25 protein-coding genes are annotated in these 26,015 nt (G+C 52.3%); 9 read left to right on the top strand and 16 right to left on the bottom strand.

Annotation, left to right across the window (positions count from 1 at the left end; all coding sequences use genetic code 11):
* Nucleotides 1–224 precede the first annotated feature (224 nt).
* Complete coding sequence (locus D6C13_RS15180) at nt 225–1,619, top strand: cytochrome-c peroxidase (RefSeq protein WP_120133552.1); 1,395 nt, start codon at nt 225–227, stop codon at nt 1,617–1,619.
* An 80-nt stretch (nt 1,620–1,699) separates the two neighbouring features.
* Here D6C13_RS15180 and D6C13_RS15175 read toward each other — a convergent pair whose 3' ends face one another.
* On the bottom strand, nt 1,700–2,269 hold the full coding sequence (locus tag D6C13_RS15175) for a DUF3251 domain-containing protein (RefSeq protein WP_120133551.1): 570 nt from the start codon (nt 2,267–2,269) through the stop codon (nt 1,700–1,702).
* Between the two features lie 160 nt (nt 2,270–2,429).
* Here D6C13_RS15175 and nrdR point away from each other — a divergent pair, with 160 nt between their 5' ends.
* The 6 genes from nrdR (at nt 2,430) to pgpA (ending at nt 6,797) form a co-directional block, all read left to right on the top strand.
* A complete protein-coding gene (nrdR, locus tag D6C13_RS15170) occupies nt 2,430–2,879 on the top strand; it encodes a transcriptional regulator NrdR (protein ID WP_120133550.1) in 450 nt (149 codons plus the stop codon).
* A 9-nt stretch (nt 2,880–2,888) separates the two neighbouring features.
* On the top strand, nt 2,889–4,058 hold the full coding sequence (ribD, locus tag D6C13_RS15165; RefSeq protein WP_279630069.1) for a bifunctional diaminohydroxyphosphoribosylaminopyrimidine deaminase/5-amino-6-(5-phosphoribosylamino)uracil reductase RibD: 1,170 nt from the start codon (nt 2,889–2,891) through the stop codon (nt 4,056–4,058).
* A gap of 124 nt (nt 4,059–4,182) precedes the next feature.
* Complete coding sequence (gene ribH / locus D6C13_RS15160) at nt 4,183–4,653, top strand: 6,7-dimethyl-8-ribityllumazine synthase (protein ID WP_095924936.1); 471 nt, start codon at nt 4,183–4,185, stop codon at nt 4,651–4,653.
* A 20-nt stretch (nt 4,654–4,673) separates the two neighbouring features.
* Nucleotides 4,674–5,087 (top strand): transcription antitermination factor NusB, encoded by a 414-nt coding sequence (nusB, locus tag D6C13_RS15155; RefSeq protein ID WP_013576663.1) that lies wholly within the window; start codon nt 4,674–4,676, stop codon nt 5,085–5,087.
* Between the two features lie 166 nt (nt 5,088–5,253).
* Complete coding sequence (gene thiL, locus D6C13_RS15150) at nt 5,254–6,240, top strand: thiamine-phosphate kinase (protein ID WP_120133549.1); 987 nt, start codon at nt 5,254–5,256, stop codon at nt 6,238–6,240.
* Between the two features lie 62 nt (nt 6,241–6,302).
* A complete protein-coding gene (gene pgpA / locus D6C13_RS15145) occupies nt 6,303–6,797 on the top strand; it encodes a phosphatidylglycerophosphatase A (protein WP_120133612.1) in 495 nt (164 codons plus the stop codon).
* Nucleotides 6,798–6,875: 78 nt separating this feature from the next.
* Here pgpA and D6C13_RS15140 read toward each other — a convergent pair whose 3' ends face one another.
* The 4 genes from D6C13_RS15140 to xseB all read right to left on the bottom strand — a co-directional run bounded on the left by D6C13_RS15140 (nt 6,876) and on the right by xseB (nt 11,062).
* Nucleotides 6,876–7,850 (bottom strand): aldo/keto reductase, encoded by a 975-nt coding sequence (locus D6C13_RS15140; protein ID WP_120133548.1) that lies wholly within the window; start codon nt 7,848–7,850, stop codon nt 6,876–6,878.
* Nucleotides 7,851–8,002: 152 nt separating this feature from the next.
* A complete protein-coding gene (gene dxs / locus D6C13_RS15135; protein WP_120133547.1) occupies nt 8,003–9,865 on the bottom strand; it encodes a 1-deoxy-D-xylulose-5-phosphate synthase in 1,863 nt (620 codons plus the stop codon).
* 18 nt (nt 9,866–9,883) lie between these two features.
* Nucleotides 9,884–10,813, bottom strand: coding sequence for a (2E,6E)-farnesyl diphosphate synthase (gene ispA / locus D6C13_RS15130; RefSeq protein WP_120133546.1), 930 nt, complete (start codon nt 10,811–10,813; stop codon nt 9,884–9,886).
* 6 nt (nt 10,814–10,819) lie between these two features.
* The gene (gene xseB, locus D6C13_RS15125; RefSeq protein ID WP_013576657.1) at nt 10,820–11,062 is read right to left on the bottom strand and encodes an exodeoxyribonuclease VII small subunit; all 243 of its coding nucleotides are present in this window, start codon (nt 11,060–11,062) and stop codon (nt 10,820–10,822) included.
* Nucleotides 11,063–11,338: 276 nt separating this feature from the next.
* Between xseB and thiI the strand changes: the two genes are divergently transcribed.
* On the top strand, nt 11,339–12,787 hold the full coding sequence (gene thiI, locus D6C13_RS15120; protein ID WP_120133545.1) for a tRNA uracil 4-sulfurtransferase ThiI: 1,449 nt from the start codon (nt 11,339–11,341) through the stop codon (nt 12,785–12,787).
* Nucleotides 12,788–12,862: 75 nt separating this feature from the next.
* On the opposite strand, the gene yajL is transcribed toward thiI, so the two are convergent.
* Nucleotides 12,863–13,471, bottom strand: coding sequence for a protein deglycase YajL (gene yajL, locus D6C13_RS15115; RefSeq protein WP_120133544.1), 609 nt, complete (start codon nt 13,469–13,471; stop codon nt 12,863–12,865).
* On the bottom strand, nt 13,434–14,345 hold the full coding sequence (gene panE, locus D6C13_RS15110) for a 2-dehydropantoate 2-reductase (RefSeq protein ID WP_120133543.1): 912 nt from the start codon (nt 14,343–14,345) through the stop codon (nt 13,434–13,436). The genes yajL and panE overlap by 38 nt, the downstream gene beginning before the upstream one ends.
* A gap of 240 nt (nt 14,346–14,585) precedes the next feature.
* On the opposite strand from panE, the gene D6C13_RS15105 reads away from it, so the two are divergent.
* On the top strand, nt 14,586–15,077 hold the full coding sequence (locus D6C13_RS15105; RefSeq protein WP_015698330.1) for a YajQ family cyclic di-GMP-binding protein: 492 nt from the start codon (nt 14,586–14,588) through the stop codon (nt 15,075–15,077).
* Between the two features lie 165 nt (nt 15,078–15,242).
* On the opposite strand, the gene D6C13_RS15100 is transcribed toward D6C13_RS15105, so the two are convergent.
* From D6C13_RS15100 to D6C13_RS15060, 9 genes are all read right to left on the bottom strand, one after another.
* Nucleotides 15,243–16,541, bottom strand: coding sequence for a Gfo/Idh/MocA family protein (locus D6C13_RS15100; protein ID WP_120133611.1), 1,299 nt, complete (start codon nt 16,539–16,541; stop codon nt 15,243–15,245).
* Nucleotides 16,542–16,706: 165 nt separating this feature from the next.
* Nucleotides 16,707–18,071, bottom strand: coding sequence for an MFS transporter (locus D6C13_RS15095; protein ID WP_167458035.1), 1,365 nt, complete (start codon nt 18,069–18,071; stop codon nt 16,707–16,709).
* 172 nt (nt 18,072–18,243) lie between these two features.
* Entirely contained in the window at nt 18,244–19,128 is an 885-nt protein-coding gene (cyoE, locus tag D6C13_RS15090) for a heme o synthase (RefSeq protein ID WP_112287502.1), read from the bottom strand.
* A gap of 18 nt (nt 19,129–19,146) precedes the next feature.
* Nucleotides 19,147–19,479, bottom strand: a complete 333-nt coding sequence (locus tag D6C13_RS15085; RefSeq protein ID WP_013576648.1) for a cytochrome o ubiquinol oxidase subunit IV — start codon at nt 19,477–19,479, stop codon at nt 19,147–19,149.
* Nucleotides 19,479–20,093, bottom strand: a complete 615-nt coding sequence (locus D6C13_RS15080; protein ID WP_120133542.1) for a cytochrome o ubiquinol oxidase subunit III — start codon at nt 20,091–20,093, stop codon at nt 19,479–19,481. Before D6C13_RS15080 ends, D6C13_RS15085 begins: the two co-directional genes overlap by 1 nt.
* Nucleotides 20,083–22,074 (bottom strand): cytochrome o ubiquinol oxidase subunit I, encoded by a 1,992-nt coding sequence (gene cyoB / locus D6C13_RS15075; protein WP_120133541.1) that lies wholly within the window; start codon nt 22,072–22,074, stop codon nt 20,083–20,085. Before cyoB ends, D6C13_RS15080 begins: the two co-directional genes overlap by 11 nt.
* Nucleotides 22,075–22,077: 3 nt before the next feature.
* Nucleotides 22,078–23,037 (bottom strand): cytochrome o ubiquinol oxidase subunit II, encoded by a 960-nt coding sequence (gene cyoA / locus D6C13_RS15070; protein WP_120133540.1) that lies wholly within the window; start codon nt 23,035–23,037, stop codon nt 22,078–22,080.
* A gap of 434 nt (nt 23,038–23,471) precedes the next feature.
* Nucleotides 23,472–24,950 (bottom strand): muropeptide MFS transporter AmpG, encoded by a 1,479-nt coding sequence (ampG, locus tag D6C13_RS15065; protein ID WP_120133539.1) that lies wholly within the window; start codon nt 24,948–24,950, stop codon nt 23,472–23,474.
* Between the two features lie 146 nt (nt 24,951–25,096).
* Complete coding sequence (locus tag D6C13_RS15060; RefSeq protein WP_113876144.1) at nt 25,097–25,675, bottom strand: lipoprotein; 579 nt, start codon at nt 25,673–25,675, stop codon at nt 25,097–25,099.
* Nucleotides 25,676–26,015: the final 340 nt, after the last annotated feature.

Below are 26,015 nucleotides of genomic sequence, written 5' to 3'. Positions count from 1 at the left end.
AAACAAAAACCCCGCATGCGGGGTTTTTTTTTGCTTCTCAAACCGTCCGGCTATATTCAATAGCCCTGGCCTATCTCAGTAATAGGTAAGCTGTGCTGTAGTATTTGATGTTAATCAATCCCCCTCTCTTTCTCTGTCATCATCATATCTTGCCGGAAAATCGACGCAGATACAGAGCTTCGCCACGGCGGGCTGTCGGGATGTCATCAGGATAGGGAAGGTTCATGAATAATATTAAAAAGACCATCGTGGGTGCGGCGATAGCGGGTTGTTTATGCTATTTGGGTACCGTGGCTTATGTTTATCATTTCGACACACAACGCAGCACATCATCTTCAGTTGCCGGACTTTCACCCGAGAATGCCAAGATTCTAAAAATGCTGAATCAAAAGGGGTGTGACTACTGCCATACGCCATCCGCATCGTTACCTTTCTATGCCTCATTACCTGTTGCTAAACAATTGATGAATTACGACATCCAAATCGGGAACAAGTTGTTTGATCTTCAGCCCGTACGTCAGAGTTTGCGTGACGGGAAGGCTGCGCCAGAAGCTGATTTGGCGAAGATTGAATGGGTGATGCAAAATAATGCAATGCCGCCTGCCCGTTACACCGCTTTGCACTGGGCCGGAAAGATGAGTCAGGCAGAGCGTAATGAACTTTTGACCTGGGTTAAACAACAACGACGCACCTATTACAGTACGGCAGGGGCAGCGGCCGAATGGCAGAATGAACCCGTGCAAATCTTGCCGAAGTCATCAGAGGTTGATAGCAACAAAGTGGCTCTCGGAACGCGTTTATTCCATGACCCGCGGCTTTCCGGAGATGGTACGGTTTCATGTGCCAGCTGCCATTCATTGGCTACTGGCGGCGTTGACGGGCATAAAACATCCATAGGCATCAAGGAGCAGACAGGGCCAATCAACGCGCCGACGGTCTTTAATGCAGTCTTTAACCATCAGCAATTTTGGGATGGACGTGCCGCTGATTTACAGGCTCAGGCGGGCGGTCCGCCACTCAATCCGAAAGAGATGGGATCGGTATCCTGGGATGAAATTATTGCCAAACTCGATCAGGATACAGGCTTGAAGGAGAAGTTCCTCGAAAGTTATCCGCAGGGATTTACTCAAGCTACGATCACTGATGCCATCAGCGAGTTCGAGAAAACATTAATAACTCCCGATAGCCCGTTTGACCGTTATTTACGCGGTGACGAGCAAGCGATCACTGCGCAACAACAACATGGCTATCAGTTGTTTAAGGAGAATAAATGCGCCACTTGCCATGTCGGTAAGACATTGGGTGGCCAGTCTTACGAACCTCTTGGGCTAAGAAAAGAATACTTTCATAATGATTTTACGGATGCAGATATCGGCCGCCTGAACGTGACTCACAATGAGCGCGATCGATTCCGGCAGAAAGTACCGACTCTGCGTAATATCAGCCTGACGGCTCCGTATTTCCACCGGGGAGATGTGGCAACGTTGGATGAAGCCGTGCGGCAAATGATGGTCTTCCAGGTAGGTGAAAATCCTTCTGCACAGGATGTTAATGATATTGTTGCATTCCTGAACAGCTTGCGTGGCGTATACCAACCTTATCCCATTGTAAAACATTAGTTTTCTTGCGACTGAGAATAAGAGCCGACATCATTCATTGATGTTCGGCTTTTTTGTTTTGATTTAGCGACGAGCGGGAGTCAGGGTTTTGCAGTGACTTGTGACGATGCCTCAGGCGCTGCGACAATATTATGCAAATGGACGAAGCCCAATGTTTCAATGGTCACCTGATTAAACTTCACCTCGACGGTTTTCACCGGTCCCGGCAATAAGTCGGGCTCGACGGTGATCGTCTGGGTTTGCATATCGACGGTCAGCGGTTTGCCGGTGACCGGATCCAGCTGTCCCCAGCTTAAAGAAGCCGTAAACGGCGGCAATGGCTGGCCGGAGGTGTTTTTGATTTCAAGCACTGCCTGAACACCTGTGGCATCCGGTGCAACGCGGTTCAGCTGAACTTCCAGCTGGCCAATATCACTTTTCAGCAACGCGGCACTTTTCGCTGCCGGCAACAAATACACGCCATTCGCTGACTGGCGGTTGAGCGTGGTTTGCTGTTCCAGCGCAGTAGCCAGATCCGTCAGGCGTTGGAGTTTTTGATTCAGCTGGCCGACTTCAGTTTTCAGCTCAGGCATTTGAGGATTTTGCTTCGCGCAGCCCGCCAGGCTAAGTAATGCGGCACAGGCCAGTAAAAGTCGCGGGTGTTTCGTCATATCAGAGACTTCCTTTCATCTGCCCGTTGAAACATTCTGTCCGGGCACCAATATAGATAGCTAAGTTTAACCCGATGTCTATGAAAGTAGCGACAGCCTTTGTTGTCGGCACACTTCGGGGTAAACTAATGTCCAATTGAGTTCGCGATCAGGAAGTGCTATGCATTGCCCATTTTGTGCCGCTGTTGATACTAAAGTCATCGATTCCCGTCTGGTAGGCGATGGATCGCAGGTTCGCCGTCGCCGTCAGTGCCTGGTGTGCCATGAGCGTTTCACCACATTCGAAGTGGCTGAACTGGTGATGCCGCGTGTCATTAAGAGCAATGAAGTTCGCGAACCTTTCAACGAAGACAAGCTTCGCGGTGGTTTTCTGAAAGCGCTGGAAAAACGCCCGGTCAGCTCAGATGATGTCGAAACGGCCATCAGTCATATTAAGTCACAGCTGCGCGCCACCGGTGAACGTGAAATCCCGGCTACAATGATCGGCAATCTGGTGATGGACGCCCTGAAAGGGCTGGATAAAGTCGCTTATATTCGCTTCGCGTCGGTTTACCGCAGCTTTGAAGATATCCGTGAATTTGGTGAAGAGATCGCCCGCCTTCAGGACTAAGGAACGCTGATGTTGCCTGATCAAATATCGTCTGTTCAAAATCTTTCTGATGAACTATCTGCTGATGAGCTACCTGCTGATGAACGCTATATGGCGCGCGCCTTCGAACTGGCGCGCCTCGGTCGCTTTACGACGACGCCGAATCCCAATGTGGGTTGCGTCATTGTATTGAATGGCGAGATTGTCGGCGAAGGCTACCATTTGCGTGCCGGTGAGCCGCATGCGGAAGTGCATGCTTTGCGCATGGCCGGTGAGAAAGCCCGCGGCGCGACAGCTTACGTCACCCTTGAGCCTTGCAGCCATCACGGACGTACTCCGCCTTGTGCCGATGCGTTGCTGGCCGCCGGTGTCGCCCGTGTGGTTGCCGCGATGCAGGATCCTAATCCGGAAGTCGCGGGGCGTGGCCTATACCGCCTTAAGCAGAACGATATTGACGTCAGCCACGGGCTGATGCATTCACAGGCAGAAGCCGTAAACCTTGGTTTTCTCAAACGGATGCGCACCGGTTTTCCTTATGTGCAGCTGAAAATGGGCGCGTCTTTGGATGGCAGAACGGCGATGGCCTCCGGCGAAAGTCAGTGGATCACATCCGCGGCAGCCCGTGCGGATGTGCAGCGTTTTCGCGCACAAAGTTCGGCTATTCTCAGCACCAGTGCCACTGTGCTGGCAGATAATCCTTCGCTGAATGTGCGCTGGAGCGAGCTGGGCAGCGAAGTGCAGGCAATTTATCCCGAAAAAAATCTGCGTCAGCCGCTGCGCATCGTTCTCGACAGCCAGAACCGTGTCACGCCGCAGCACCAGCTGGTGAATATCCCCGGTGAAGTCTTGCTGGCGCGCCTTGAAGCCGATTCACAAGTCTGGCCGGAGTCCGTCGAACAATGGCGCGTGGCCGGGCGCGATAATCGTATTGACCTGGTTTTGCTGATGATGCAGCTGGCGAAACGCCAGATAAACTCCATCTGGGTGGAAGCAGGCGCACAGCTGGCCGGCGCCTTATTACAAGCGGGTCTGGTTGATGAATTAATCGTTTATATGGCACCTAAGTTATTGGGTAATAATGGGCGCGCACTCTGTGAGTTGCCCGGTTTGCAACATCTGGCTGATGCGCCGGAGTTCGCTTTCAGTGATATCCGCCAGATTGGCCCTGACTTACGTTTACGCCTGAAACCGGTGTACTGAGAATTTTACTCGCCCCTGAAGGAATGACGTTAAAAGCGCATGTCCAGACAGGGTAATTTTATGATAGAATCCGCCCCCCTGCGGCTGGGGTTGAGAAACTCCTGAACCCACTTTAAGGAAAACTATGAACGTTATCGAAGGTGTTGTAGCCACGCCTAACGCGCGCGTAGCGATCGCGATTGCTCGTTTTAACAACTTTATCAATGACAGCCTGCTTTCCGGCGCTGTTGATGCGTTGAAACGTATTGGTCAGGTCAGCGATGACAACATCACCGTAGTCTGGGTCCCGGGCGCATATGAATTGCCTCTGGCAACCCGTGCTCTGGCTGAAAGCGGTAAATTTGACGCGGTTGTTGCACTTGGCACCGTGATCCGCGGGGGCACTGCCCACTTTGAGTTTGTAGCGGGCGAATGCAGCTCTGGCCTGTCCAGCGTTGCCATGAACAGCGAAATCCCGGTTGCCTTTGGCGTGCTGACCACAGAAAGCATTGAACAAGCCATCGAACGCGCAGGGACAAAAGCCGGTAACAAAGGTGCAGAAGCTGCACTGACCGCGCTTGAAATGATTAATGTTATCAAGGCTATTAAGGCCTGAATCTAGTTAAGGGGAAATCCGTGAAACCTGCTGCTCGTCGCCGCGCCCGTGAATGTGCCGTTCAGGCGCTTTACTCCTGGCAGTTGTCGAAAAATGACATCGCCGATGTTGAATTAGAATTCCTGACCGAGCAGGATGTCAAAGACGTAGACATTGCCTATTTCCGCGAACTGCTGGCTGGTGTAGCAAACAGTGCTGAGAAACTCGATGCACTGATGGCGCCATACCTGTCCCGTCAGCTGGATGAACTGGGCCAGGTGGAAAGAGCGATTTTGCGTCTGGCTCTGTTTGAGCTGAGCAAACGCCAGGACGTCCCTTACAAAGTGGCGATCAATGAAGCCATTGAACTGGCGAAAACTTTTGGTGCAGAAGATAGCCATAAGTTCGTCAACGGTGTGCTGGATAAAGCAGGCCCGCATATTCGTAAAAAATGATCATCAAAAAAGTGTCGGCTTCAGTCACAAATGGCGACAGTCATTTTCACCTGATCACCGCCTCTGTTGATAATCTGGTGATGTCACCTGGTTTATCTATTGTGTGACACCCCTTTTAAGGCCGGATTTCCGGCCTTAAGTCATTCTAACGATTTGGAAATGTACTATGTCATGCGGCGAATTTGATGTAATCACTCGCTACTTTAACCGTTTCAGAACCGCCCGGCAGGACGTTCATTTAGGCATTGGTGATGATTGTGCCTTACTGACGGTTGGCGAAAAGCAGTTATTAGCAGTCAGTACCGACACTCTGGTCGAAGGCATCCATTTTCTAAAAACGATTTCTCCGGCCGATTTGGGATACAAAGCCCTGGCGGTAAACCTCAGTGATCTGGCTGCGATGGGCGCCGATCCTGCCTGGGTATCCCTGGCACTGACGTTGCCGGAAGTGAACACCGACTGGTTGCAGGCATTCAGCGACAGTCTGTTTGAACAGCTTAATTATTACGGCATGCAGCTGATTGGCGGTGACACCACCCGCGGTCCGCTGAGCATGACGTTAACCATTCAGGGACTGGTGCCCGCAGGGCGTGCATTAACCCGCTCCGGCGCAGGCATTGGTGACTGGATTTTCGTCACCGGTACGCTCGGTGACAGCGCGGCGGGGCTCGCCATTTTGCTCGAACAGCTGAATGTGACGGATAACGACACCCGTGAATTTCTGCTCAAACGCCATCTGCGGCCTTCGCCGCGGGTGTTGCAGGGGCAGGCGCTGCGTGATTTAGCGACATCCGCTATCGACCTCTCCGACGGGCTGATTTCTGATCTTAAACATATACTGAATGCCAGCGAATGCGGCGCGCGCCTTGACCTCGATGAGATCCCGTTATCTGCGGCATTAAATAAAGTCGCGGATCCTGAGCAGGCACTGAAATGGGCACTGACCGGCGGCGAAGATTACGAACTTTGCTTCACCGTGCCGGAAATCAACCGTGGCGCGCTGGATGTGGCGCTGAGCCATCTGGGCGTTGATTTCACCTGTATCGGGCAGATTGCACCGCTGTCTGAAGGAATTAAATTTTTGCGTTCAGGCGCACCAGTAGAACTTGAATGGCAGGGTTTTGATCACTTTGCCGCAGAGGAATTACTGTGAATATTGGCCGAAAAAAACGCCCGGCCGGGTATAAAGGCAAAACCGGTGATCCGGTTCAGGATATGGCTGCGGCTAAAAAGCGTTTGAATCTGCGTAATCCGTGGCACTTGCTCGCCACCGGTTTTGGCAGTGGTCTATTCCCTGTCGGCCCCGGTACCGCGGGCTCTATTGCTGCGATCCCGTTCTGGATAGTCATGACGTACCTGCCGTGGCAGGTGTATTCGATGATCGTCATGTTCAGTATTTGCATCGGCGTGTATCTTTGCCGCCAGACGGCGCGCGACATGCGGGTTCATGACCACGGCAGTATCGTGTGGGATGAATTTGTCGGCATGTGGATCACCCTGATGGCGATCCCGGTCAACGACTGGCGCTGGGTATTGATCGGGTTTATCGTTTTCCGCGTTCTGGATATCTGGAAACCCTGGCCGATCCGCTGGTTTGATCGCAACGTGCAGGGCGGTATGGGCATCATGATCGACGATGTTGTCGCCGGTGTGCTGGGTGCGGCAATCATCTATCTGGTTGGTCATCACTGGCCATCTGGCCTGTTCTGATCGGTTTCAATTAACAGTAAAAAGGCGCTGCCGGGGTTCCCCTGACAGCGCCTTTTTTATGACGTCAGATCATTGGGATCATTTGAAACCGGTGGCTTCGTGCGGCACATAGGCCATTTCCAGTTCAGCAATTTCTTCAATGGAAAGTTTCACTTTCAGCGCGGCAACGGCATCTTCAAGATGCGCAGGGCGCGAAGCACCGATGATCGGAGCCGTGACGACGTGTTTGCTCAGGATCCACGCCAGTGCGATCTGCGCACGCGGCACACCGTGATCGTCCGCGATTTTGCCCACGCGTTCCGCGATTTTACCGTCCGCTTCATCGGTGGCGTCATACAGCGTTTTGGCAAAATTATCAGAAACTGAACGTGCAGTGGTTTCTCCCCACGGGCGGGTCAGCTTGCCGCGCGCCAGCGGACTCCACGGCAGCACCGCGATATTCCTTTCCTGACACAGCGGATACATTCCATTTTCTTCTTCACGCTGGATCAGATTGTATTGATCCTGCATCGACACAAAGCTCGCCCAGCCGTTTTGCGCAGAGGCATCCAGCGCCTGTTTGAACTGATGCGCATGCATAGATGATGCGCCGATGAACCGTGCTTTGCCGGCTTTAACGACGTCATTCAGCGCTTCCAGCGTCTCTTCAATCGGCGTTTCATAATCCCAGCGGTGGATTTGCAACAGATCGACATACTCCATGCCAAGGCGGCGCAGGCTGTCATCGATGGATTGCATAATTGAGGCGCGCGACAGCCCCGGCTTCAGACCGGTCACGGCGTTATAGACTTTGGTGGCGACGACAATCTCATCGCGTTTAGCGAAGTCTTTCAGAGCGCGACCGACAATCTCTTCACTGCTGCCATCTGAATAGCTGTTGGCGGTATCAAAGAAATTGATACCGGCGTCGAGTGCCTGCTGAATTATCGGGCGGCTGCTTTCTTCTGGCAGCGTCCAGGCATGAGTTCCGCGATCCGGTTCACCAAACGTCATACAGCCCAAACACAGGCGTGAGACGTTCAGACCGGTTTTTCCTAACGTGGTGTATTGCATGACATCTCCTGGTAAATACAAGTTGATTTCAGAGGCCGTAAAAAATGGTTAGCACGCTATAACTGTAGCTCACAGAACAGGATGGACGTGTGATAAAGAAGGGATCGGGGAAGGGAAATCCCCTCTTTCAGATGGAAAGAGGGGGGGAACTATCAGGCCAGCCAGTCGGTTATCTGACGGTCGATGCCTTCGGCATCCAGCCCGACATCGTGACGGATTTCGTCCTGCGTGCCTTGCGGAACAAAATTGTCCGCCAGACCGATATTCAGCACCGGTACCAGAATACGTTTGGACATCAGCAGTTCATTCACGCCGCTGCCCGCACCGCCCATAATGGCGTTTTCTTCCAGCGTGACCAGGACTTCATGGCTGGCGGCCAGTTCCTGGATCAACGCTTCATCCAGTGGTTTCACAAAGCGCATATCCACGACGGTGGCGTTGCGTTTCTCTGCCGCAGCCAGGGCTTCCGGCAGCAATGTCCCGAAGTTAAGGATGGCGACTTTCTCGCCTTCACGACGTACAACGGCTTTACCGATTGGCAGTGATGCCAGAGGTTCACAGGTTGCCCCCGTGCCGCTCCCGCGCGGATAACGCACGGCAACCGGGCCGCTGTTGTGGTGATAACCGGTATGCAGCATCTGGCGACATTCGTTTTCGTCGCTTGGCGTCATGATGGTCATGTTTGGAATGCAGCGCAGGAAAGACAGATCGAAGGCGCCCTGATGGGTTTGTCCGTCGGCGCCGACGATACCGCCGCGGTCGATGGCAAACAGCACCGGCAGATTCTGGATCGCCACGTCGTGGATCACCTGATCGTAAGCGCGTTGCAGGAACGTCGAGTAAATCGCGACGATCGGTTTGTATCCGCCAATTGCCAGACCAGCGGCAAACGTCACGGCGTGCTGCTCGGCAATCGCCACATCGAAATACTGCTGCGGATATTCACGCGAGAATCGCACCATGCCCGAGCCTTCACGCATTGCGGGCGTAACGGCCATCAGCTTGCTGTCTTTAGTGGCGGTTTCGCACAACCAGTCACCGAAGATTTTTGAATAGGTCGGAAGGCCTTCTTTACTTTTCGGCAGCGTGCCGGAAGCCGGATCGAATTTCGGCACTGCATGGAAGCTGATGGGATCTTTTTCGGCCGGCTCGTAGCCTTTGCCTTTTTTGGTCATGATGTGCAGCAACTGCGGGCCTTTCAGGTCGCGCATGTTTTTCAGCGTTTGCGTCAGTGCCACCACGTCGTGACCATCTACCGGCCCGATGTAGTTAAAGCCCAGTTCTTCAAACAGCGTGCCCGGCACCATCATGCCTTTCAGATGTTCTTCGGTACGGCGCACCAGTTCTTTAATCGGTGGCAGGCCGGACAGCACTTTCTTGCCGCCTTCACGCAGACGTGAATACAGCTTTCCGGACAACAGCTGTGCCAGATGATTATTCAGCGCCCCGACGTTTTCAGAAATCGACATTTCGTTATCGTTAAGGATAACCAGCATGTCGGGTTTGATATCGCCCGCATGGTTCATCGCTTCAAAGGCCATACCGGCGGTGATCGCGCCATCGCCAATCACGCAGACGGTGCGGCGGCCTTTGCCTTCACGCTCAGCGGCAACCGCCATGCCCAAACCTGCGCTGATGGAGGTCGAAGAGTGACCCACGGACAACGTGTCGTATTCGCTTTCACCGCGCCACGGGAACGGGTGCAAACCGCCTTTCTGGCGGATGGTCGAAATACGGTCACGGCGGCCGGTCAGAATCTTGTGCGGATAGGCCTGATGGCCAACATCCCAGACAACGTGATCGAATGGCGTGTTGTAGACATAATGCATCGCAACGGTCAGTTCCACCGTTCCCAGACCGGACGCAAAGTGTCCGCTGGACTGGCTGACGCTGGCCAATAAATATTGACGCAGTTCATCGCAGAGCTTAGGCAGACTCTCTTTAGGGAGTGAGCGGAGATCTTCAGGATCCTCCGCCAGCGCCAGTGTCGGGTATTTGGCTAATTCAAGACTCATCAGTTGCTCATAGTAAGATTAATTATCGCGTTCAATGATAAAGCTGGCTAACGCGAGAAGTGGCGCTGTGTTGTAAGAAAGTGCAGCCAGCTGATCCAGTGCGCAGACGGCTTCCTGATACAGATCCATGGCCTTGGCCTTTGCACCGTCCAACCCCAGCAGGGCAGGGTAGGTACTTTTTCCGAGCTGCTGGTCAGCGCCTTGGCGTTTGCCGAGCGTGGCGGTGTCGCCAATCACATCCAGAATATCGTCCTGGACCTGAAACGCTAATCCAATGGCCTGCGCGTAGTTATCCAGTATAGGCAAAACGGCACGTCCGGTTTCACCGGCAGCCAGCGCGCCCATGCGCACGGCGGCGCGGATCAGCGCACCGGTTTTATGGCGATGAATTTTTTCCAGTGCTTCGAGGCCGACCTGCTGGCCTTCTGCCGCTAAATCCAGAGCCTGACCGCCGCACATGCCGCTGGCGCCGCTGGCGCTGGCCAGTTCGGAAATCATCGCCAGACGATCTTTTACCGCCACGTCCGGCATTTCACTGTCAGCCAGAATCGAAAACGCCAGCGTCTGCAACGCATCGCCCGCCAGAATTGCATTGGCTTCGCCAAATTTAATGTGGCAGGTCGGCTGGCCACGGCGTAAATCGTCGTCGTCCATCGCCGGTAAATCATCGTGGATCAGAGAATACGCGTGGATACATTCCACGGCCGCCGCAGGGGCATCAAGATTCTTCAAATCCAGGCTGAACAACTGGCCGCTGGCGTAAACCAGATACGGGCGCAGGCGTTTACCGCCGAGCAGCGCGCCGTAGCGCATCGCTTCAACCAGCGGTAAATCGGTCAGCGGCTGTGCGCTGACATACGCCGTTAAGACATCATCGACACGCTTTTGTTTCGCGCGCAGCTCATGCGTAAATCCGTCAGCACCGGAAAGGGAAATCGCTTCAGACATGACCAGTTACTCGGCTTCTGGGGTGAACGGGGTCAGCGGAGCATCGTTGTCGCTGTCGAGCAGGATCTGAACACGTTGTTCTGCCTGTTGCAGCTTTTGCTGCCCCTGACGTGCCAGCTGGACGCCTTGCTCAAATTCGTTGAGGGCGTCTTCCAGAGGCAACTCGCCTGATTCGAGGCGGGAAACGATCTGTTCCAGTTCGGCCAGAGCCGTTTCAAAATTGGCAGGTGGTGCAGATTTTTTTGGCATAATTCTCTTTTAATATCGTTGATCAGAATGGATGATCGAAGTACTGAGGCGGCAGAGTCAGCGCTCGGCCTCAAGAGACATTCCTGTTCAGCATGACATCAGCTACAGGGTTTTGTGCACAGAGTACCCATTTTAAGTGATATACTCTGCGCCGCAGATATTATTGCTAAGCCCAATGTGACACATTTCGACCATCTGGCTTAGCAATAATAGGATCCTAGATCCTTATTCAGCGACTTACTACCCCGATTTTTCACCCGCTAACAAAAGACTGCCATGAAGTTTATCATTAAATTGTTCCCTGAAATCACCATCAAGAGCCAATCTGTGCGTTTGCGCTTCATTAAGATCCTCTCAAGCAGCATCCGCAACGTTGTGCGGCCGCATGATGAGACGCTGGCGGTAGTCCGCCACTGGGATCATATCGAAGTTCGCAGCAAAGACGAAAGCAAACACGACCTGATCCAGGAATTGCTCTGTCGCATTCCGGGCATTCGTTATGTTGAAGAAGTGGAAGACCGTCCTTACACCGACGTTCACAACATTTTTGAGCAGACACTGGAAGCTTACCGTTCTGAAGTTGAAGGCAAAACCTTCTGCGTGCGCGTTAAACGTCGTGGAACACATGACTTCACGTCTACTGAAGTGGAACGCTACGTCGGCGGCGGTCTGAACCAGCACATCGAATCGGCGAAGGTCAGCCTGAAGGATCCGCAGGTTACGGTGAAACTGGAAATCAACGAAGATAAGCTGGTACTGGTGAAAAGCCGCCTCGAAGGTCAGGGCGGTTATCCGATTGGCACGCAGGAAGATGTGATGTCGCTGATTTCCGGCGGTTTCGATTCCGGCGTATCCAGTTATATGCTGATGCGTCGCGGTTGTCGTGTGCATTACTGCTTCTTTAATCTCGGCGGTGCAGCACATGAAATCGGCGTGAAGCAGGTGGCACATTATCTGTGGAACCGTTTTGGCAGCTCACACCGTGTGCGTTTTATCGCGGTAGATTTCGAGCCGGTAGTCGGTGAAATCCTCGAAAAAATCGAAGACGGCCAGATGGGTGTGGTGTTGAAACGTATGATGGTACGCGCGGCATCTTCCATTGCTGAACGCTACGGTGTGCAGGCGCTGGTCACCGGCGAAGCGCTGGGTCAGGTTTCCAGCCAGACGCTGACTAACCTGCGCCTGATCGACAACGTTTCCGACACGCTGATCCTGCGTCCGCTGATTTCTCACGATAAAGAGCACATCATCAAGATTGCCCGTGAAATCGGTACCGAAGATTTTGCGAAAACCATGCCGGAATATTGCGGTGTAATTTCGAAAAGCCCGACAGTGAAAGCGGTGAAAGCCAAGATCGAAGCCGAAGAAGCGATGTTCGATTTCGACATTCTGGATAAAGTGGTCAGTGAAGCGCGTAACGTGGATATACGCGAAATCGCTGCACAATTGACCGAAGCTGTGCCGGAAGTCGAAACCGTGGCGGAGTTTGACCCGACTGATATCGTTCTGGATGTTCGCGCGCCGGACGAAGTGGAAGCGCAGCCGCTGGTGCTGGAAAAGGTTGAAGTGAAGCCGTTAGCGTTCTACAAACTGGCGACTCAGTTTGGCTCGCTGGACCAGAGCAAAACCTATCTGCTGTATTGCGACCGTGGCGTAATGAGCCGTTTGCAGGCGCTGTATCTGAAAGAGCAGGGCTTCGATAATGTGAAGGTCTACCGCCCTTAGTTTTTTAGCGTTAGCCAAAATAAAGGGGTTCAGCAATGCTGAGCCCCTTTTTGTTTGTCCCGGTTCCAATGCCAATCAGGATTCCCGTGCGCCTTCATCGGTGTAGTTATAAATTCCCGGTGCGAGAACCAGCTGGGCGGCAATCTCTGCGGCTTTGGTTTTTCCCAGCAACAAATCAATAATCTTCAGGGCAAATTCCATCGACGTTCCCGGCCCCTGACTGGTGAGCAGATCCACGCGCGGATCGAAAATCACCCGGCGATCGGACCATTTATTGGGGTCGATTTTATCCCTTAAACCCGGGAAACCGGTCATATTCCCTACCGGGAATAAATCATGGTATTCCAGAACCAGCGCGGGTGCGGCGCAGATGGCCGCAACAATTTTACCGCTGACGTGCATCTGCCTGACTTTTTCCACCAGCAGCGGACTTTCGCTGAAACAGGTCGCGCCGCCCAGGCCGCCGGGCAACACAATCACGTCATGGTCATCATCTGCCACATCCACCAGTGCAACATCCGCCAGAATGCGCACGCCGCGTGAGCAGCGGATTTCCAGATTGCCGTCGCCCGCCACGCTGGCGGTGGTGACGTTAACGCCCGCCCGCACCAGCAGATCAATCACGGTAACAGCTTCTATTTCTTCGCTACCAGGTGCCAGGCAGACCAGAACTGACGCGCTCATAATCGTTTTCCTTTCTTTTAATCTGTTCAAATAAGCGGGTATTGACCGGCAGGGTCAGACCGAATTTGCGCCCGCGACGCAGAAGATAGCCGGTAATGTAGTCAATTTCGGTATGACGCTGGTTGCGGATATCCTGCAACATCGACGAATGATTGGCGCTGGTGGATTCAATCACCTGATAGACGAAGCTGAGCAACGATTCTCTGTGAATTTCGACGCCCTCAATGGCCATCACCTGCGCGACTTCCTGACAGATTTGCTCAATTTGGTCGGCATACGCCAGCAGGTCACCATTGGTGCAATTATACAGCGCCGTCAGCGGATTGATGACGCAGTTCACCGCCAGTTTATTCCACAGCGACGGCTTGATGTTGTCATGCCAGGCGACATCCGGTAAGGCGTTATGCAACATATCGGCCAGCGAACTGAGCGCCGCTCCGCGCGGAGTCACCGGCCCGATGTGTGTCGCTCCCGTCGCCACATGGACAATCGAATTACCTTCATGGCGCGCCGCATGGGTCGTTGCGCCCTGTAAAATTGCCAGCCGGTTGGCCGGTAGTTCATCGACGGTACCCATGCCGTTATGCAGCAGTAAGATCGCGCAATTATCATTAAGCATCGGCATCAGCGTGCTGACCGGGCCGGAAACCTGCCAGGCTTTCAGCGTGACCAGCAGTAATTCACTCTGCGCGAGATGTTGTGGATCGTTAGTCGGCATGTTGCGGTTAAACGCAGTGCCTTCCGGCGAAATGACGTTGACGGCGCAAAAAGGCTGAGGAATACGGATCCATCCCTGAACGTCGTGACCTTGCTGATAAAGGGCTGAAAGCCAAAGTTGTCCCAGTGCACCGCAACCCAATACTGTTATTTTCATTATGCCTCCCGGGATGTGGGGCGAATTACGCCCGCTAAATCGGCTGTAGAAAGAATATTCTGCTGTCCGGTTATCTTATTAGTATAGACATTTGTGCTGTACATCACATTTACACCTGCACTTTTTGACCGTCGGGGCATTTTATGTTCAGTGTTTTGCTGTTGTTTGGCATCGACGGTTGAAGGCGGTATTATGCACGCCATATTACGTGTAATACAAAAACTACAGGGAGAAGCGATTATGCCGTCTTTTGACATTGTTTCCGAAATCGACATGCAGGAAGTGCGCAATGCCGTGGAAAATGCCAGCCGTGAACTGCAAACCCGCTGGGATTTCCGCAACATTCCGGCCAGCTTCGATCTCAACGAGAAAAACGAGAGTATCAAAGTGGCCAGTGAATCTGATTTTCAGGTCAATCAGCTGGTTGATATTCTGCGTGAGAAGTTAGCCAAACGTGGCATTGAAGGCGGAGCGCTGGAAATTCCTGAGCAGATGGAGCACAGCGGTAAAACCTACAGCGTGGACGCCAAACTGCATTCTGGCATTGAATCCGCGCTGGCGAAAAAAATCGTCAAGCTGATCAAAGACAGTAAAATCAAAGTGCAGGCGCAGGTGCAGGGCGACGAAGTGCGCGTCACCGGCAAAGCGCGTGATGATTTGCAGGCCGTGATGGCACTGGTTAAAAAAGGTGATTTAGGCCAGCCCTTCCAGTTTAAAAACTTCCGCGACTAATAGCCGTCGTACTTCGCGCTGCAGATGCGCTGGCTGCGCTTAGCCACCCGAATCACTTACTTGAGTAAGCTCATCGGGATGGCTTCGCTGGCCGCCTTCCTGCAACACGAATTACTTTGGCTAGCGGGTACGTTAAAGGGACGCAATGCGTCCCTTTTTTGTGGGTTATTTCGGCTGGCGCAGTCTTTTCACCAGTTCGAAGTCTTTAAAGTAAACCGGTTTGTCGTGCTGCATCGAGAGATTCCCGGCAATCCCGGTGAGGATCGACATCGCTCCGGCGCGGTGATCGGCGGCGCGCTTTAACGGATCATCTTTGCGCTCGCCGAATAAGTCTTCCAGCATGGCATTATCGCCACCGCCGTGACCGCCTTCTCCCAGCTGGAATTCTGCTTTCCAGGGCTCTGCAAATAACGGGTAAACCGTGATTTCTGCTTTCTCAATGCTGCCTTCGTTTTCACGTTTGCCACCGGCATTCACGTAAGACATCTCGACGATTTTCATCTCAATGCGGCCCTGGGTGCCGTTGAACACCACGTTCAGACCTTCCCACGGCAGATACGCGTTCAGCGAATAAGTCAGCTGGACTTTATTCTGATATTTCACCAGCACCGACAGCGTATCTTCAATGTTTATGCCATCGTTGAACACACTCTGGTCACGGAAATAATTATCTTCATGCTCAGCATCCAGATACAGCGCTTTGAGCTGGGCGCTGTCTTCCATGTGCAGTGCAAAAGGATCCTTCGCCGCCTGTGGATAGCCATGCGCACGCGGATAAAATTCTGTCACGCCGCGCTTCTCTGCATTCTCTCTGCCGTAAAAACGCAGGTCGCCCTGGGCATACACTTTCTCCGGCGTACTGTTCAGCCAGAAGTTCATCAGGTCGAAATGGTGGGTGGATTTGTGCACCAGCAGACCGCCGGAATTGCGTTTTTCACGATGCCAGCGACGGAAATAATCTGCGCCATGTTCGGTATTGAGCAACCATTCAAAATGTACGGACAGCACTTCGCCGATGGTTTCCTGCATCAGCAGTTCACGCAGTTTGCTGTGATGTGGCGCATAGCGATAGTTGAAGGCGACGCGTACCTGATAACCCGTGGCGTCCACGGCATCCAGAATGCGCAGCGCGCGCTGTTCATCGATGGTCATCGGCTTTTCAGTAATGACATCACATCCGGCGTGCAGGGCGCGGACGATGTAATCGTCGTGCGTGCGATCCATGCTGGTGACAATCACGATATCCGGTTTAGTTTCGTCGAGCATCGTATTGAAATCAGCGGCTTTCCAGGTGGATACCCGGGCGATGCCGTTCTGCTCTAACTGGCAGTTCGCGTAATCCATTCGCGTCTGGTTTGTATCACAGAAGGCCACAAATTTTGCGTTGTGGCGGTATTTGCCGCTGATCGCTTCAATGTATAAACCCGAGCGACCGCCGGTGCCAACGAGAGCATATGTTTTCATGAGATCCTCAAAAGGCCCGCAAGCCGTCATCACTGACAAAAATTTTTGTTAAGGAATTCCTGAGGATAACGGGTATTGAGTTTTTTTAAGTGAGGGGTGTCACAGGGGCGGGTATAAAAATGAAAAGGTGTGCCATTTTCAGAGGCACACCTTTTGATGCTAAAATCAGGCGGCGCTGACCAGCTGTTCGAGGGCTTTACGGTTGGTTTGTTTGGTATCGACCTTTACGTAGGCGCTGAATTCTTCCGGTACGACTACAGCTTCTGCTACGCCGGGTTGGGCGAGGATGCGTGCCTGAAGTGCGGAGTCTTTCACTGCCAGTTCCGACAAGGTAATGCGCAGGCTGCTGACGTAAGGCGGTTCGGTCATGGTGGAGCTGACCAGCAGCCAGACTACGGCAATGGCCGCACAGACCAGAAATACTGCACCGGCTCCCGCGTGTCCGTAAACATAACCGCCTAAACTGCCGCCAATCGCCACACCGATAAACTGGCTAGTGGAATAAAGACCCATCGCGGTGCCTTTATAGCCCGCAGGCGATTCTTTACTGATAAGCGAGGGCAGAATCGCTTCCATCACGTTGAACGCCAGGAAGAATAACTGGATACCGGCAATCACTGCCCATAAATGCAGACCCGCCGACCACAGCACGATTTCCGCCAGCAGCAATACCGCGACGCAGCCCATGAAAACCTGTTTCATGTGGCGTTTTTTCTCTGCATAGATAATGACCGGAATGACGGCAACAAAAGAGGTCAGCATGGTCACCAGATAGACACGCCAGTGTTCACTCGGCGGGAATCCGGCATGTTCCATCACCTGCGGTAACACCACAAAACTCGACATCAGTAATATGTGCAGACACATAATCCCGAAGTTCAGTTTCAGCAGTTTGGCGTTGCTCAGCACTTTGCCGAAACTGCCTTTCACCATGCTCGATTCACGGTTAAGAATATGAGTGGCAGGGGAGGGCACCACGGCAAGGGTAATAATGATGCCGAGAATGGTCAGTACCGCGATTGCCCAAAACAGGGCATGTAAGCCCCAGGCGTGAGTGATGATAGGGCCAAGCACCATCGCAATCGCAAAGGTAATGCCGAAGCTGATGCCAATAAACGCCATCGCTTTTGTGCGGTTTTGTTCGCGGGTCAGGTCAGAAAGCAGAGCCATTACGGCGGCGGCAATTGCGCCGGAGCCTTGCAGGGCACGACCAATGATCACGCCCCAGATAGATTCGGTTGATGCAGCCACAATGCTGCCGATGCAGAAGATGACCAGACCAAAGACGATCAGTGGTTTGCGGCCAACGCGGTCAGAAAGCAGTCCAAATGGGATCTGGAAAACAGCCTGTGACAGTCCGTAAATACCGATGGCGATGCCTATCAGTGTTTCGCTGGCGCCGGAAAGTTTCATGCCATAGGTGGTCAGCACCGGCAGAACCATGAACATGCCAAGCATGCGCAAAGAAAATACAGTCCCTAGTCCCCATGTAGCCCGGCTTTCCTGCGGGGTCATCTGGTTATCATTCACATTACTACCTCAAAATAACAATCCGACAGTTTAATGATTAAGCCGGCCTGGGTAAAACGATGGATCTTTAACAGATATTACGGGATTTGCCTGAGAGACAGAGCAAAAGAAAAGGCCAGTATTGCTACTGGCCTTTCGCTATGATTTCAGAGCGTTACACTGAAATTGAGTGTTACCAAACGTAGGTCAGCAACGATGTCGGTGCAGAATTAAAATCCACGGACATCATGAAGCTCAGCGACATGATAGTGATGATGGAGAAACCAAATAGTTTTCTCGCCCACACCACGTCGTTTTCCGTTTTGTAACCCTTCAGTGCCATGCCCAGCCACCAGATACTGACAGCGGCGGCAACAACCAGGTATTTATAACCTGCGTAACCGCTCAGGGTCAGCATCAGCGTCGCAATCATAAACGCCAGAATGTAGACGATAATATGATGTTTGGCGACGGAGATGCCTTTCACCACTGGCAGAACCGGGATGCCTGCTGCCTGATAATCTTTAAAGCGGAAGATGGCAATCGCGTACGAATGCGGCATCTGCCACAGGCTGAAAATCAGAAGCAGGATCAGGGCACCGGTATCGAACTGGCCTGAAACGGCGCAGTAACCGATAACCGGTGGCGCTGCGCCAGACAAGCTGCCGATCAACGTGCCGTATACCGAGTTGCGTTTCATGTACAGGCTGTAAACGCCGACATAAACCACAAAGCCCATCACTGCCAGCCACATCGCCAGCGGATTTGCTCCGATATACAACAACGCAAAGCCCGCAATACCCAGAATGGTCGCGTAAACCAGGCTTGTTTTCGGCGGAATAAGCCCTTTCACCAGGACCCGGTTCTTCGTTCTTTCCATGATCCGGTCGATGTCGCGGTCGATAAAGTTGTTAAATACACAACCCGATGCGACAACCAGCGAAACACCCACCAAAGTGGCGAGAAAGAGTGGGAAGTCGATGCTGCCCTTGGCAGCAAGGAGGAATCCCCCGATGACAGAAATTAAGTTGCCGAAAATAATTCCTGGTTTCGTTACTTGCAGGTATTGCTTAATCATCACGTGCAGCTCGGCTCTTTAACTGACCATCATATTGAGGTTGAGGTTATACATAATCCACAATGAGCCCACAACGACGATAAAGATAATCACAGCGGTGAACAGAAGTGCCACCAGGTTCCAGCGCTCTTCCGACGACGTATTCATGTGCAGGAAGAACACCAGATGGACAACGATCTGGATGATTGCGGAAGCAACCACGGTACCCAGGATCAGTGAATGTGATGCCGTGTCGGTCATGACCATGGCAAACGGGATCACCGTCAGGATAACCGACAAGATGAAGCCAATAGCGTATGACTTCAGGCTGCCGTGGCTTGCGCCACCATGGGAAGTAGCAGAATGACTCATTACATCGCTCCCATCAGATAAACAACGGTAAACACGCAGATCCACACCACGTCCAGGAAGTGCCAGAACAGGCTCAGACACATCAGACGGGTTTTGTTAACTTCAGTCAGACCGCGACGAGAAACCTGAACCATCATGGTCAGGATCCAAATCAGACCACAGGTCACGTGCAGACCGTGGGTCGCGACCAGCGCAAAGAAGCCAGACAGGAAACCACTGCGCTGCGGGCCAAAGCCTTCAGCAATCAGGTGATGGAATTCATAGAGTTCCATCCCGATGAAGCCTAAACCGAACAGGAATGTCAGGAACAACCAGCCTTTAACGCCAGCGGTGTTTCCCTTGTTCATGGCCAGCATTGCAAAGCCGTAAGTGATACTACTGAACAGCAGGCAGAAGGTTTCTACCAGCACGAACGGCAGTTCAAAAATGTCTTTACCAGAGGGACCGCCAGCGGTCCCGTTTACCAGTACTGCATACGTTGCGAACAGGCTCGCAAACAGGATGCAGTCACTCATCAGGTAGATCCAGAAGCCGAAGACTTTGGTTGCACCTGCATCGTGGTGCCCATGCTCAGCATGGGCCTCATCGTGGTGGGTCAGAGTATCAGTTGCCATGTTTCACACCTGCTTTACGGATTTGTTCATAATGTTGGTTTTCAATACGTTCCACTTCTTCAACTGGCACGTAGTAATCAACATCTTCGTCGAAGCTTTTCGCAATCCAGGTCGCAGCCAGGCCAATGAAGGTTACTGCAGCCAGCCACCAGATATCCCAGATTAATGCGAAACCACAAACCAGACTCAGCATAGCGATGATGAAACCGGCGCCGCTGTTACGTGGCATATGAATCGGTTCATATTTAGCAGGCTGTTTGTAAGCAGTGCCTTTCTCTTTCATGTCCCAGAACTCATCACGGTCGTGAATTTGCGGCACGATAGCGAAGTTGTAGAACGGAGGAGGAGAAGAGGTTGCCCACTCCAGAGTACGAGCACCCCACGGGTCACCGGTCAGATCACGGTTCTGGTCACGGTCGCGAACAGAGACGAAGATCATGATCAGCTGGCAGAGGATACCGATAGCAATCAGCGCTGCACCGCATGCCGCAACAACCAGCAGCGGGTGGAACTCAGGATCGATGTTCTGGCTGACACGACGGGTCATACCCATGAAGCCCAGCGCATACAGTGGCATGAACGCAACGAAGAAGCCGATGATCCAGAACCAGAATGAACGCACACCCCATTTTTCGTTCAGCGTGAAGCCGAAGGATTTAGGGAACCAGTAAGTCAGACCTGCGAAGCAACCGAAGACCACACCACCGATGATAACGTTATGGAAGTGGGCAATCAGGAACAGACTGTTGTGCAGCACGAAGTCAGCACCCGGAACAGCCAGCAGCACGCCGGTCATACCCCCTACGGAGAAGGTGACGATGAAGCCAACGGTCCACAGCATCGCAGCATTGAGCGTGATGCGGCCCTGGTACATGGTGAACAGCCAGTTGAAGATTTTTACCCCAGTCGGGATAGAAATGATCATCGTCATGATGCCGAAGAAGGCATTGACGTTAGCGCCTGAACCCATGGTGAAGAAGTGGTGCAGCCAGACGACGAACGACAACACGGTGATGGCGATGGTTGCCCATACCAGCGAGGTGTAACCGAACAGACGTTTTTTGGAGAAGGTTGCGGTAACTTCCGAGAACACACCAAATACTGGCAGAACCAAAATGTACACTTCCGGATGGCCCCAGGCCCAAATCAGGTTGATGTACATCATCATGTTGCCGCCCATATCATTCGTGAAGAAATGGGTGCCCAGATAACGGTCTAAAGTCAGCAGTGCAATGGTCACGGTCAGAATCGGGAAGGACACGATAATCAACACGTTGGTGCACAGTGCGGCCCAGGTAAATACCGGCATTTTCATCAGCGGCATACCCGGTGCGCGCATCTTCAGGATGGTCGCAAAGAAGTTAACACCGGTCAGCAAGGTACCAATACCGGATATCTGGAGACTCCAGATCCAGTAATCTACCCCGACCCCCGGACTGTATTCCTTACCTGACAGTGGCGGATAGGCCAACCAACCGGTCTGTGCGAATTCACCCACACCCAGAGAGATGTTGATAAGCACGACAGCAGCGGCGGTAAACCAGAAGCTCACGTTGTTCAGGAACGGGAACGCAACGTCGCGCGCACCGATTTGCAAAGGAACAACCACGTTCATCAGACCGATTACGAAAGGCATCGCCATGAAGAAGATCATGATTACGCCGTGCGCGGTAAAGATTTGGTCGTAGTGATGAGGTGGCAGGAAGCCCGGTTCACCTGCAGAAGCAAGAACCTGCTGGCTACGCATCATGATGGCATCGGCAAAGCCACGCAACAGCATGACGAAGGCCAGAATGATATACATGATACCTAATTTTTTGTGGTCGACGGAGGTCAGCCACTCGGACCACAGATACTTCCACTTACCGAAATAGGTGATGCCGGCAACTACTGCCAGGCCACCGATGATAATCGCGGCAACTGTGACCATGATAATCGGTTCATGATACGGAACCGAATCAAGCGTTAATTTTCCGAACATCGTTTATTCCTCGGCTCCGGCTGCGTGAGACTGTCCACCCATATCCATGCCTTTCATGTCACTGCCGGCTGGCATTGGCATGGTGTGACCTTCTGGCGCTGCCTTCATGTCATGCATGGAGTATTTGCCAATGATTTCTTTGAACAAGCCTGGTTTTGCAACAGAGAAGTATTCGACCGGGTTGTCGATACTCTGTGCTGCCAGTTTGTTGAAGTCATCAGTGGTTGCCAGTTGGTTCGGTGCGCTTTTCACTTTCGCTACCCAGGTGTCGAAATCGGCACGGGTTGGAGTCGCAATCGTGTTGAACTTCATGCCAGAGAAGCCGCGGCCGCTGAAGCTTGCTGAGATGCCCTTATAGGTACCGGCTTCATTTGCAATCAAATGCAACTGAGTCTGCATACCGGCCATCGCATAAATCTGCCCGCCTAACTGAGGAATAAAGAACGAGTTCATCACAGAGTCAGAAGTGACTTTGAACTGAACCGGCACATCTTTAGGAATGACGAGTTCGTTAACGGTAGCGATGCCCTGTTCCGGATAAATGAACAACCATTTCCAGTCCAGAGAAACGACTTCAACCGTCATCGGTTTTTCGTCAGTCACGATTGGCTTGAACGGATCAAGCGAGTGGGTGGTTTTCCAGGTAATCGTTGCCAGGATGGCAATGATAATAATTGGAACTGTCCAGACGACGGCTTCAATTTTGTTGGAGTGGGACCAATCAGGACTGTATTTTGCATTTGTGTTGGAAGCACGATACTTCCACGCAAAGGCAAGCGCCATGATAATAACTGGTATAACAACGATCAGCATTAAACCGATAGCGGTTAAAATCAGCGTTCTCTGCTCGAGTCCAATTGCTCCCTTGGGATCCATCAATGCCGTATTGCAACCGCTCAACAATAACGCGGAGGCAAATAAGGACAACATCCCAATACTTTTATTGTATTTCTTAAGTCTCATCTAACGACCTCAATAACTAGGGCTCTATTGTCGCTTCAGGTGTGCGGGCATTTTACGGGAAGGTTGCAGGACTGTAAACACGCTTAAACAAGTGTCAAGCCGCTGTTGACACTTTATGTTAACGCAGTCACACATGTCACGGATCGTGACAATTTACATCGGGCAACAATATGTTGCGTATAGATTTTTTTCTATAGTGATGAAAAACAAGGGGTGACAGATTTTCCCATTATTATCGCCGGCCATTATCTGATCGATAGGTTTAATTAATGTTAAATTAATGTTTAAAGTGAGTGAAATAAAATCAACAAAAAGCGAGCGAGAAAAATTATCCAGCGAAATATTCTTTTTTCTGAATTTAAATTATTGAGTGTTGTTTATTGAGCAGTTGTTAAATGAAATGCGCCACTCATTTTCATATGAATGGCGTTAAATCATGAACGTGCGGTACGACGCAGAGATAAAAAGTCGAGCAGACTGCCTAAAATAACACCAGTCAGGCAAATGACGGCACCTGTTTCCAGCAATATCGTCGCCAGAGCTTGCCAAGATGCCCAGCCCGCACTGTCCGCAATCAGCGTGACCAGCCAGAGGACCAGCAGCAGACTGCCCGCCAGCAGGCAGCGCAGCGCCCAGCGGTAGGATTTTGCAAAGTGAATGCGTGGCAGGAAACTGTCGGTATTTTGCGTGTATTCCAGCGTCTGTCGGCAAACGGCCAGTAACAACAGACCGGGAACCGCCGCCACAATGGAGAAAAGATAAAACCACGGCCAGCCGTAGGCTTCTACAAACCAGCCTGCAATGGGCCCGACATATACGCGGCCCACGGCAGACAGCGCTGAGAGCAAAGCAAACTGGGTGGCTGAGAACGAGCGGTTACACAAAGTCATCAAAAGCGCGACAAAGGCGGCTGTTCCCATACCGCCGCACAGGTTTTCGAAGAAAATCGCCGTGCCCATGGTGATTAAATCTTTATCCGTAACGGCAAGGAGCCAGTAACCGGCGTTTGATATGCCTTGCAAAATGCCGAATAACATCAGCGCGCGGAACAGGCTCAGACGCTGCATCAGCATCCCGCCAAACAGTGCGCCGAAAATAGTGGCGGTCAGGCCGAGGGTTTTGTTTACCAGCCCGACTTCCCCGGCATCAAACCCGACGCCGCGGATCAAAAACGTGGTGCTCAGGCTGCCCGCGAAAGCATCGCCCATTTTGTACATCACGATGAGCAACAAAATCAGCCAGGCATTGTTACGGCCAAAAAAGTCTTTCAGCGGCGCAACCACGGCCATTTCGATAGTGCGCGGTGCCGGTTGCGAGTTTTCAGGCTCCGGCGCCAGCAGAGTGGCAATGACGCCAATGAACATCAGACCCGCCATCAGCCAGTACATGTGCTGCCAGCCGAGATAACGATCCGCCAGCCATAATGCCAGACCGCCGGAAACCAGCATCGCCAGCCGGTAGCCCAGTACGGAAACCGCCGCGCCGTTCCCGCGCTCTTCCGGTGGCAATAAATCGGTTTTATAGGCGTCGAATACGATGTCCTGAGACGCCGAAGCGAAGGCAATCAGCACCGCCAGCGACGCCAGCCAGAATAAATCTTTCGAGGGATCCATAAATCCCATCGCGAAAATCGCCACGACGAGCAGGAGTTGCGTCAGTATCAGCCAGCCGCGTCTGCGCCCGAGGAAAGAGGGCGTATAACGGTCCATCATCGGTGACCACAGGAATTTGAAAACGTAAGCCTGGCCGACCAGCGAGAAAATCCCAATCGTCTTCAGATCGACGTTTTCCACTGTCATCCAGGCCTGCAACGTGCCGGATGTCAGCGCCAGTGGCAAGCCGGAAGCAAACCCCAGAAGCAGCAGAATGAGGGTATTACGCTGCGTGAAAATCTTGAAGTACTGACCTTTCATTAAAATTCTGTTCCTGCGAACCGGTGAGAGAGTGGCGCATACGCATAATAAAGGAAGGGATGCTTATCGGAAAAGACAATCACATGCTTGAGAAAGCATTCTGCCCGGACAAGCCGGGCAGAAGTGATCACTCTTACAGCAGAAACTTATCGTGCGTTGGCTTTGATGAAGTCGCTGATGCTGGTGTCTGAAGCCATGTCGCTGATGACATCGCCAAGAGTGGTGTTAACCGCGTTGGTGATTTTCGCGTTAGTCGCAGAAAGTGCGCCCTGAACGTTGTACGTCGAGCGGTAGTTTTTCACCTGTTTGCTGCCATTTTTAGCCGTTGCGATGATAGAGATATCGGCTTTGGTGGTGATGTTATAACGCAGGTTACCTTCCTGAACGTCTGCATACAGATTGTTCACGACGATTTGCAGATCTACCGCACCGTCAGCGCCGACCATGTAACCACGGGCAGTCATTTGTTTCTCCAGCGATTCCTGCAACAAGAAACGCAGGTCACGGGAAGGCGTCAGCGAAATCAGCTGACCGTCACGGTTAACTTTCGCCAGTGCCTGATCCTGACGCTGGTCAGCACCGTTGATGCTGATAGTAATGCCCTGAAGGGTAGGATCCTGTGAAGGCAGAACAATTTTCGGAGAAACATCCAGCGTGTTAGTGCTGGTGGCGCAACCGGCCAGCATCAGCATAGCCAGAACCGGGAAAATAATTTTCTTTAGCATGTGTATTTTCTCAATATTAATAAGGGAATAGTGCTCAAAATTTTGCCGACATCATAACATTGCCATTTTCCGGGGGAAGTCCCAAAAATCCGGAAAACGTCTTTTTTGCGCTTTTTTTCAGCAAAGTCACAGTAAAGCCGCGGATGGTTGCCATCACCCGTGGCGAAGCTGCGCATTCTTTGACAGAATCAGCTTTGACAGGCTGAGTGGCGTTTTTATCAATCCACAGCAGAAATTTATTGTTCTGGCATCCATATGTCCGGAAAGCAGCCTATCATTATAGAGAGACAGATGTACCAGACAGACGCAGTTCTCAGCTGATGCGGTGTAAGGAGATTGC

The sequence above is a fragment of the Rahnella woolbedingensis genome, assembly GCF_003602095.1.
GTDB classification, from domain to species: Bacteria; Pseudomonadota; Gammaproteobacteria; order Enterobacterales; family Enterobacteriaceae; genus Rahnella; species Rahnella woolbedingensis.
Note: the sequence above shows the minus strand (reverse complement) of the source record. Positions and strands in the feature narration are given on the sequence as shown.

Bases quoted from the DNA above. Each gene is read 5' to 3' on its own strand.
- D6C13_RS15180 (WP_120133552.1), top strand. From the start codon at position 225: ATGAATAATATTAAAAAGACCATCGTGGGTGCGGCGATAGCGGGTTGT.
- D6C13_RS15175 (WP_120133551.1), bottom strand. From the start codon at position 2,269: ATGACGAAACACCCGCGACTTTTACTGGCCTGTGCCGCATTACTTAGC.
- nrdR (WP_120133550.1), top strand. From the start codon at position 2,430: ATGCATTGCCCATTTTGTGCCGCTGTTGATACTAAAGTCATCGATTCC.
- ribD (WP_279630069.1), top strand. From the start codon at position 2,889: ATGTTGCCTGATCAAATATCGTCTGTTCAAAATCTTTCTGATGAACTA.
- ribH (WP_095924936.1), top strand. From the start codon at position 4,183: ATGAACGTTATCGAAGGTGTTGTAGCCACGCCTAACGCGCGCGTAGCG.
- thiL (WP_120133549.1), top strand. From the start codon at position 5,254: ATGTCATGCGGCGAATTTGATGTAATCACTCGCTACTTTAACCGTTTC.
- pgpA (WP_120133612.1), top strand. From the start codon at position 6,303: ATGGCTGCGGCTAAAAAGCGTTTGAATCTGCGTAATCCGTGGCACTTG.
- D6C13_RS15140 (WP_120133548.1), bottom strand. From the start codon at position 7,850: ATGCAATACACCACGTTAGGAAAAACCGGTCTGAACGTCTCACGCCTG.
- dxs (WP_120133547.1), bottom strand. From the start codon at position 9,865: ATGAGTCTTGAATTAGCCAAATACCCGACACTGGCGCTGGCGGAGGAT.
- ispA (WP_120133546.1), bottom strand. From the start codon at position 10,813: ATGTCTGAAGCGATTTCCCTTTCCGGTGCTGACGGATTTACGCATGAG.
- xseB (WP_013576657.1), bottom strand. From the start codon at position 11,062: ATGCCAAAAAAATCTGCACCACCTGCCAATTTTGAAACGGCTCTGGCC.
- thiI (WP_120133545.1), top strand. From the start codon at position 11,339: ATGAAGTTTATCATTAAATTGTTCCCTGAAATCACCATCAAGAGCCAA.
- yajL (WP_120133544.1), bottom strand. From the start codon at position 13,471: ATGAGCGCGTCAGTTCTGGTCTGCCTGGCACCTGGTAGCGAAGAAATA.
- panE (WP_120133543.1), bottom strand. From the start codon at position 14,345: ATGAAAATAACAGTATTGGGTTGCGGTGCACTGGGACAACTTTGGCTT.
- D6C13_RS15105 (WP_015698330.1), top strand. From the start codon at position 14,586: ATGCCGTCTTTTGACATTGTTTCCGAAATCGACATGCAGGAAGTGCGC.
- D6C13_RS15100 (WP_120133611.1), bottom strand. From the start codon at position 16,541: ATGAAAACATATGCTCTCGTTGGCACCGGCGGTCGCTCGGGTTTATAC.
- cyoE (WP_112287502.1), bottom strand. From the start codon at position 19,128: ATGATTAAGCAATACCTGCAAGTAACGAAACCAGGAATTATTTTCGGC.
- D6C13_RS15085 (WP_013576648.1), bottom strand. From the start codon at position 19,479: ATGAGTCATTCTGCTACTTCCCATGGTGGCGCAAGCCACGGCAGCCTG.
- D6C13_RS15080 (WP_120133542.1), bottom strand. From the start codon at position 20,093: ATGGCAACTGATACTCTGACCCACCACGATGAGGCCCATGCTGAGCAT.
- cyoB (WP_120133541.1), bottom strand. From the start codon at position 22,074: ATGTTCGGAAAATTAACGCTTGATTCGGTTCCGTATCATGAACCGATT.
- cyoA (WP_120133540.1), bottom strand. From the start codon at position 23,037: ATGAGACTTAAGAAATACAATAAAAGTATTGGGATGTTGTCCTTATTT.
- ampG (WP_120133539.1), bottom strand. From the start codon at position 24,950: ATGAAAGGTCAGTACTTCAAGATTTTCACGCAGCGTAATACCCTCATT.
- D6C13_RS15060 (WP_113876144.1), bottom strand. From the start codon at position 25,675: ATGCTAAAGAAAATTATTTTCCCGGTTCTGGCTATGCTGATGCTGGCC.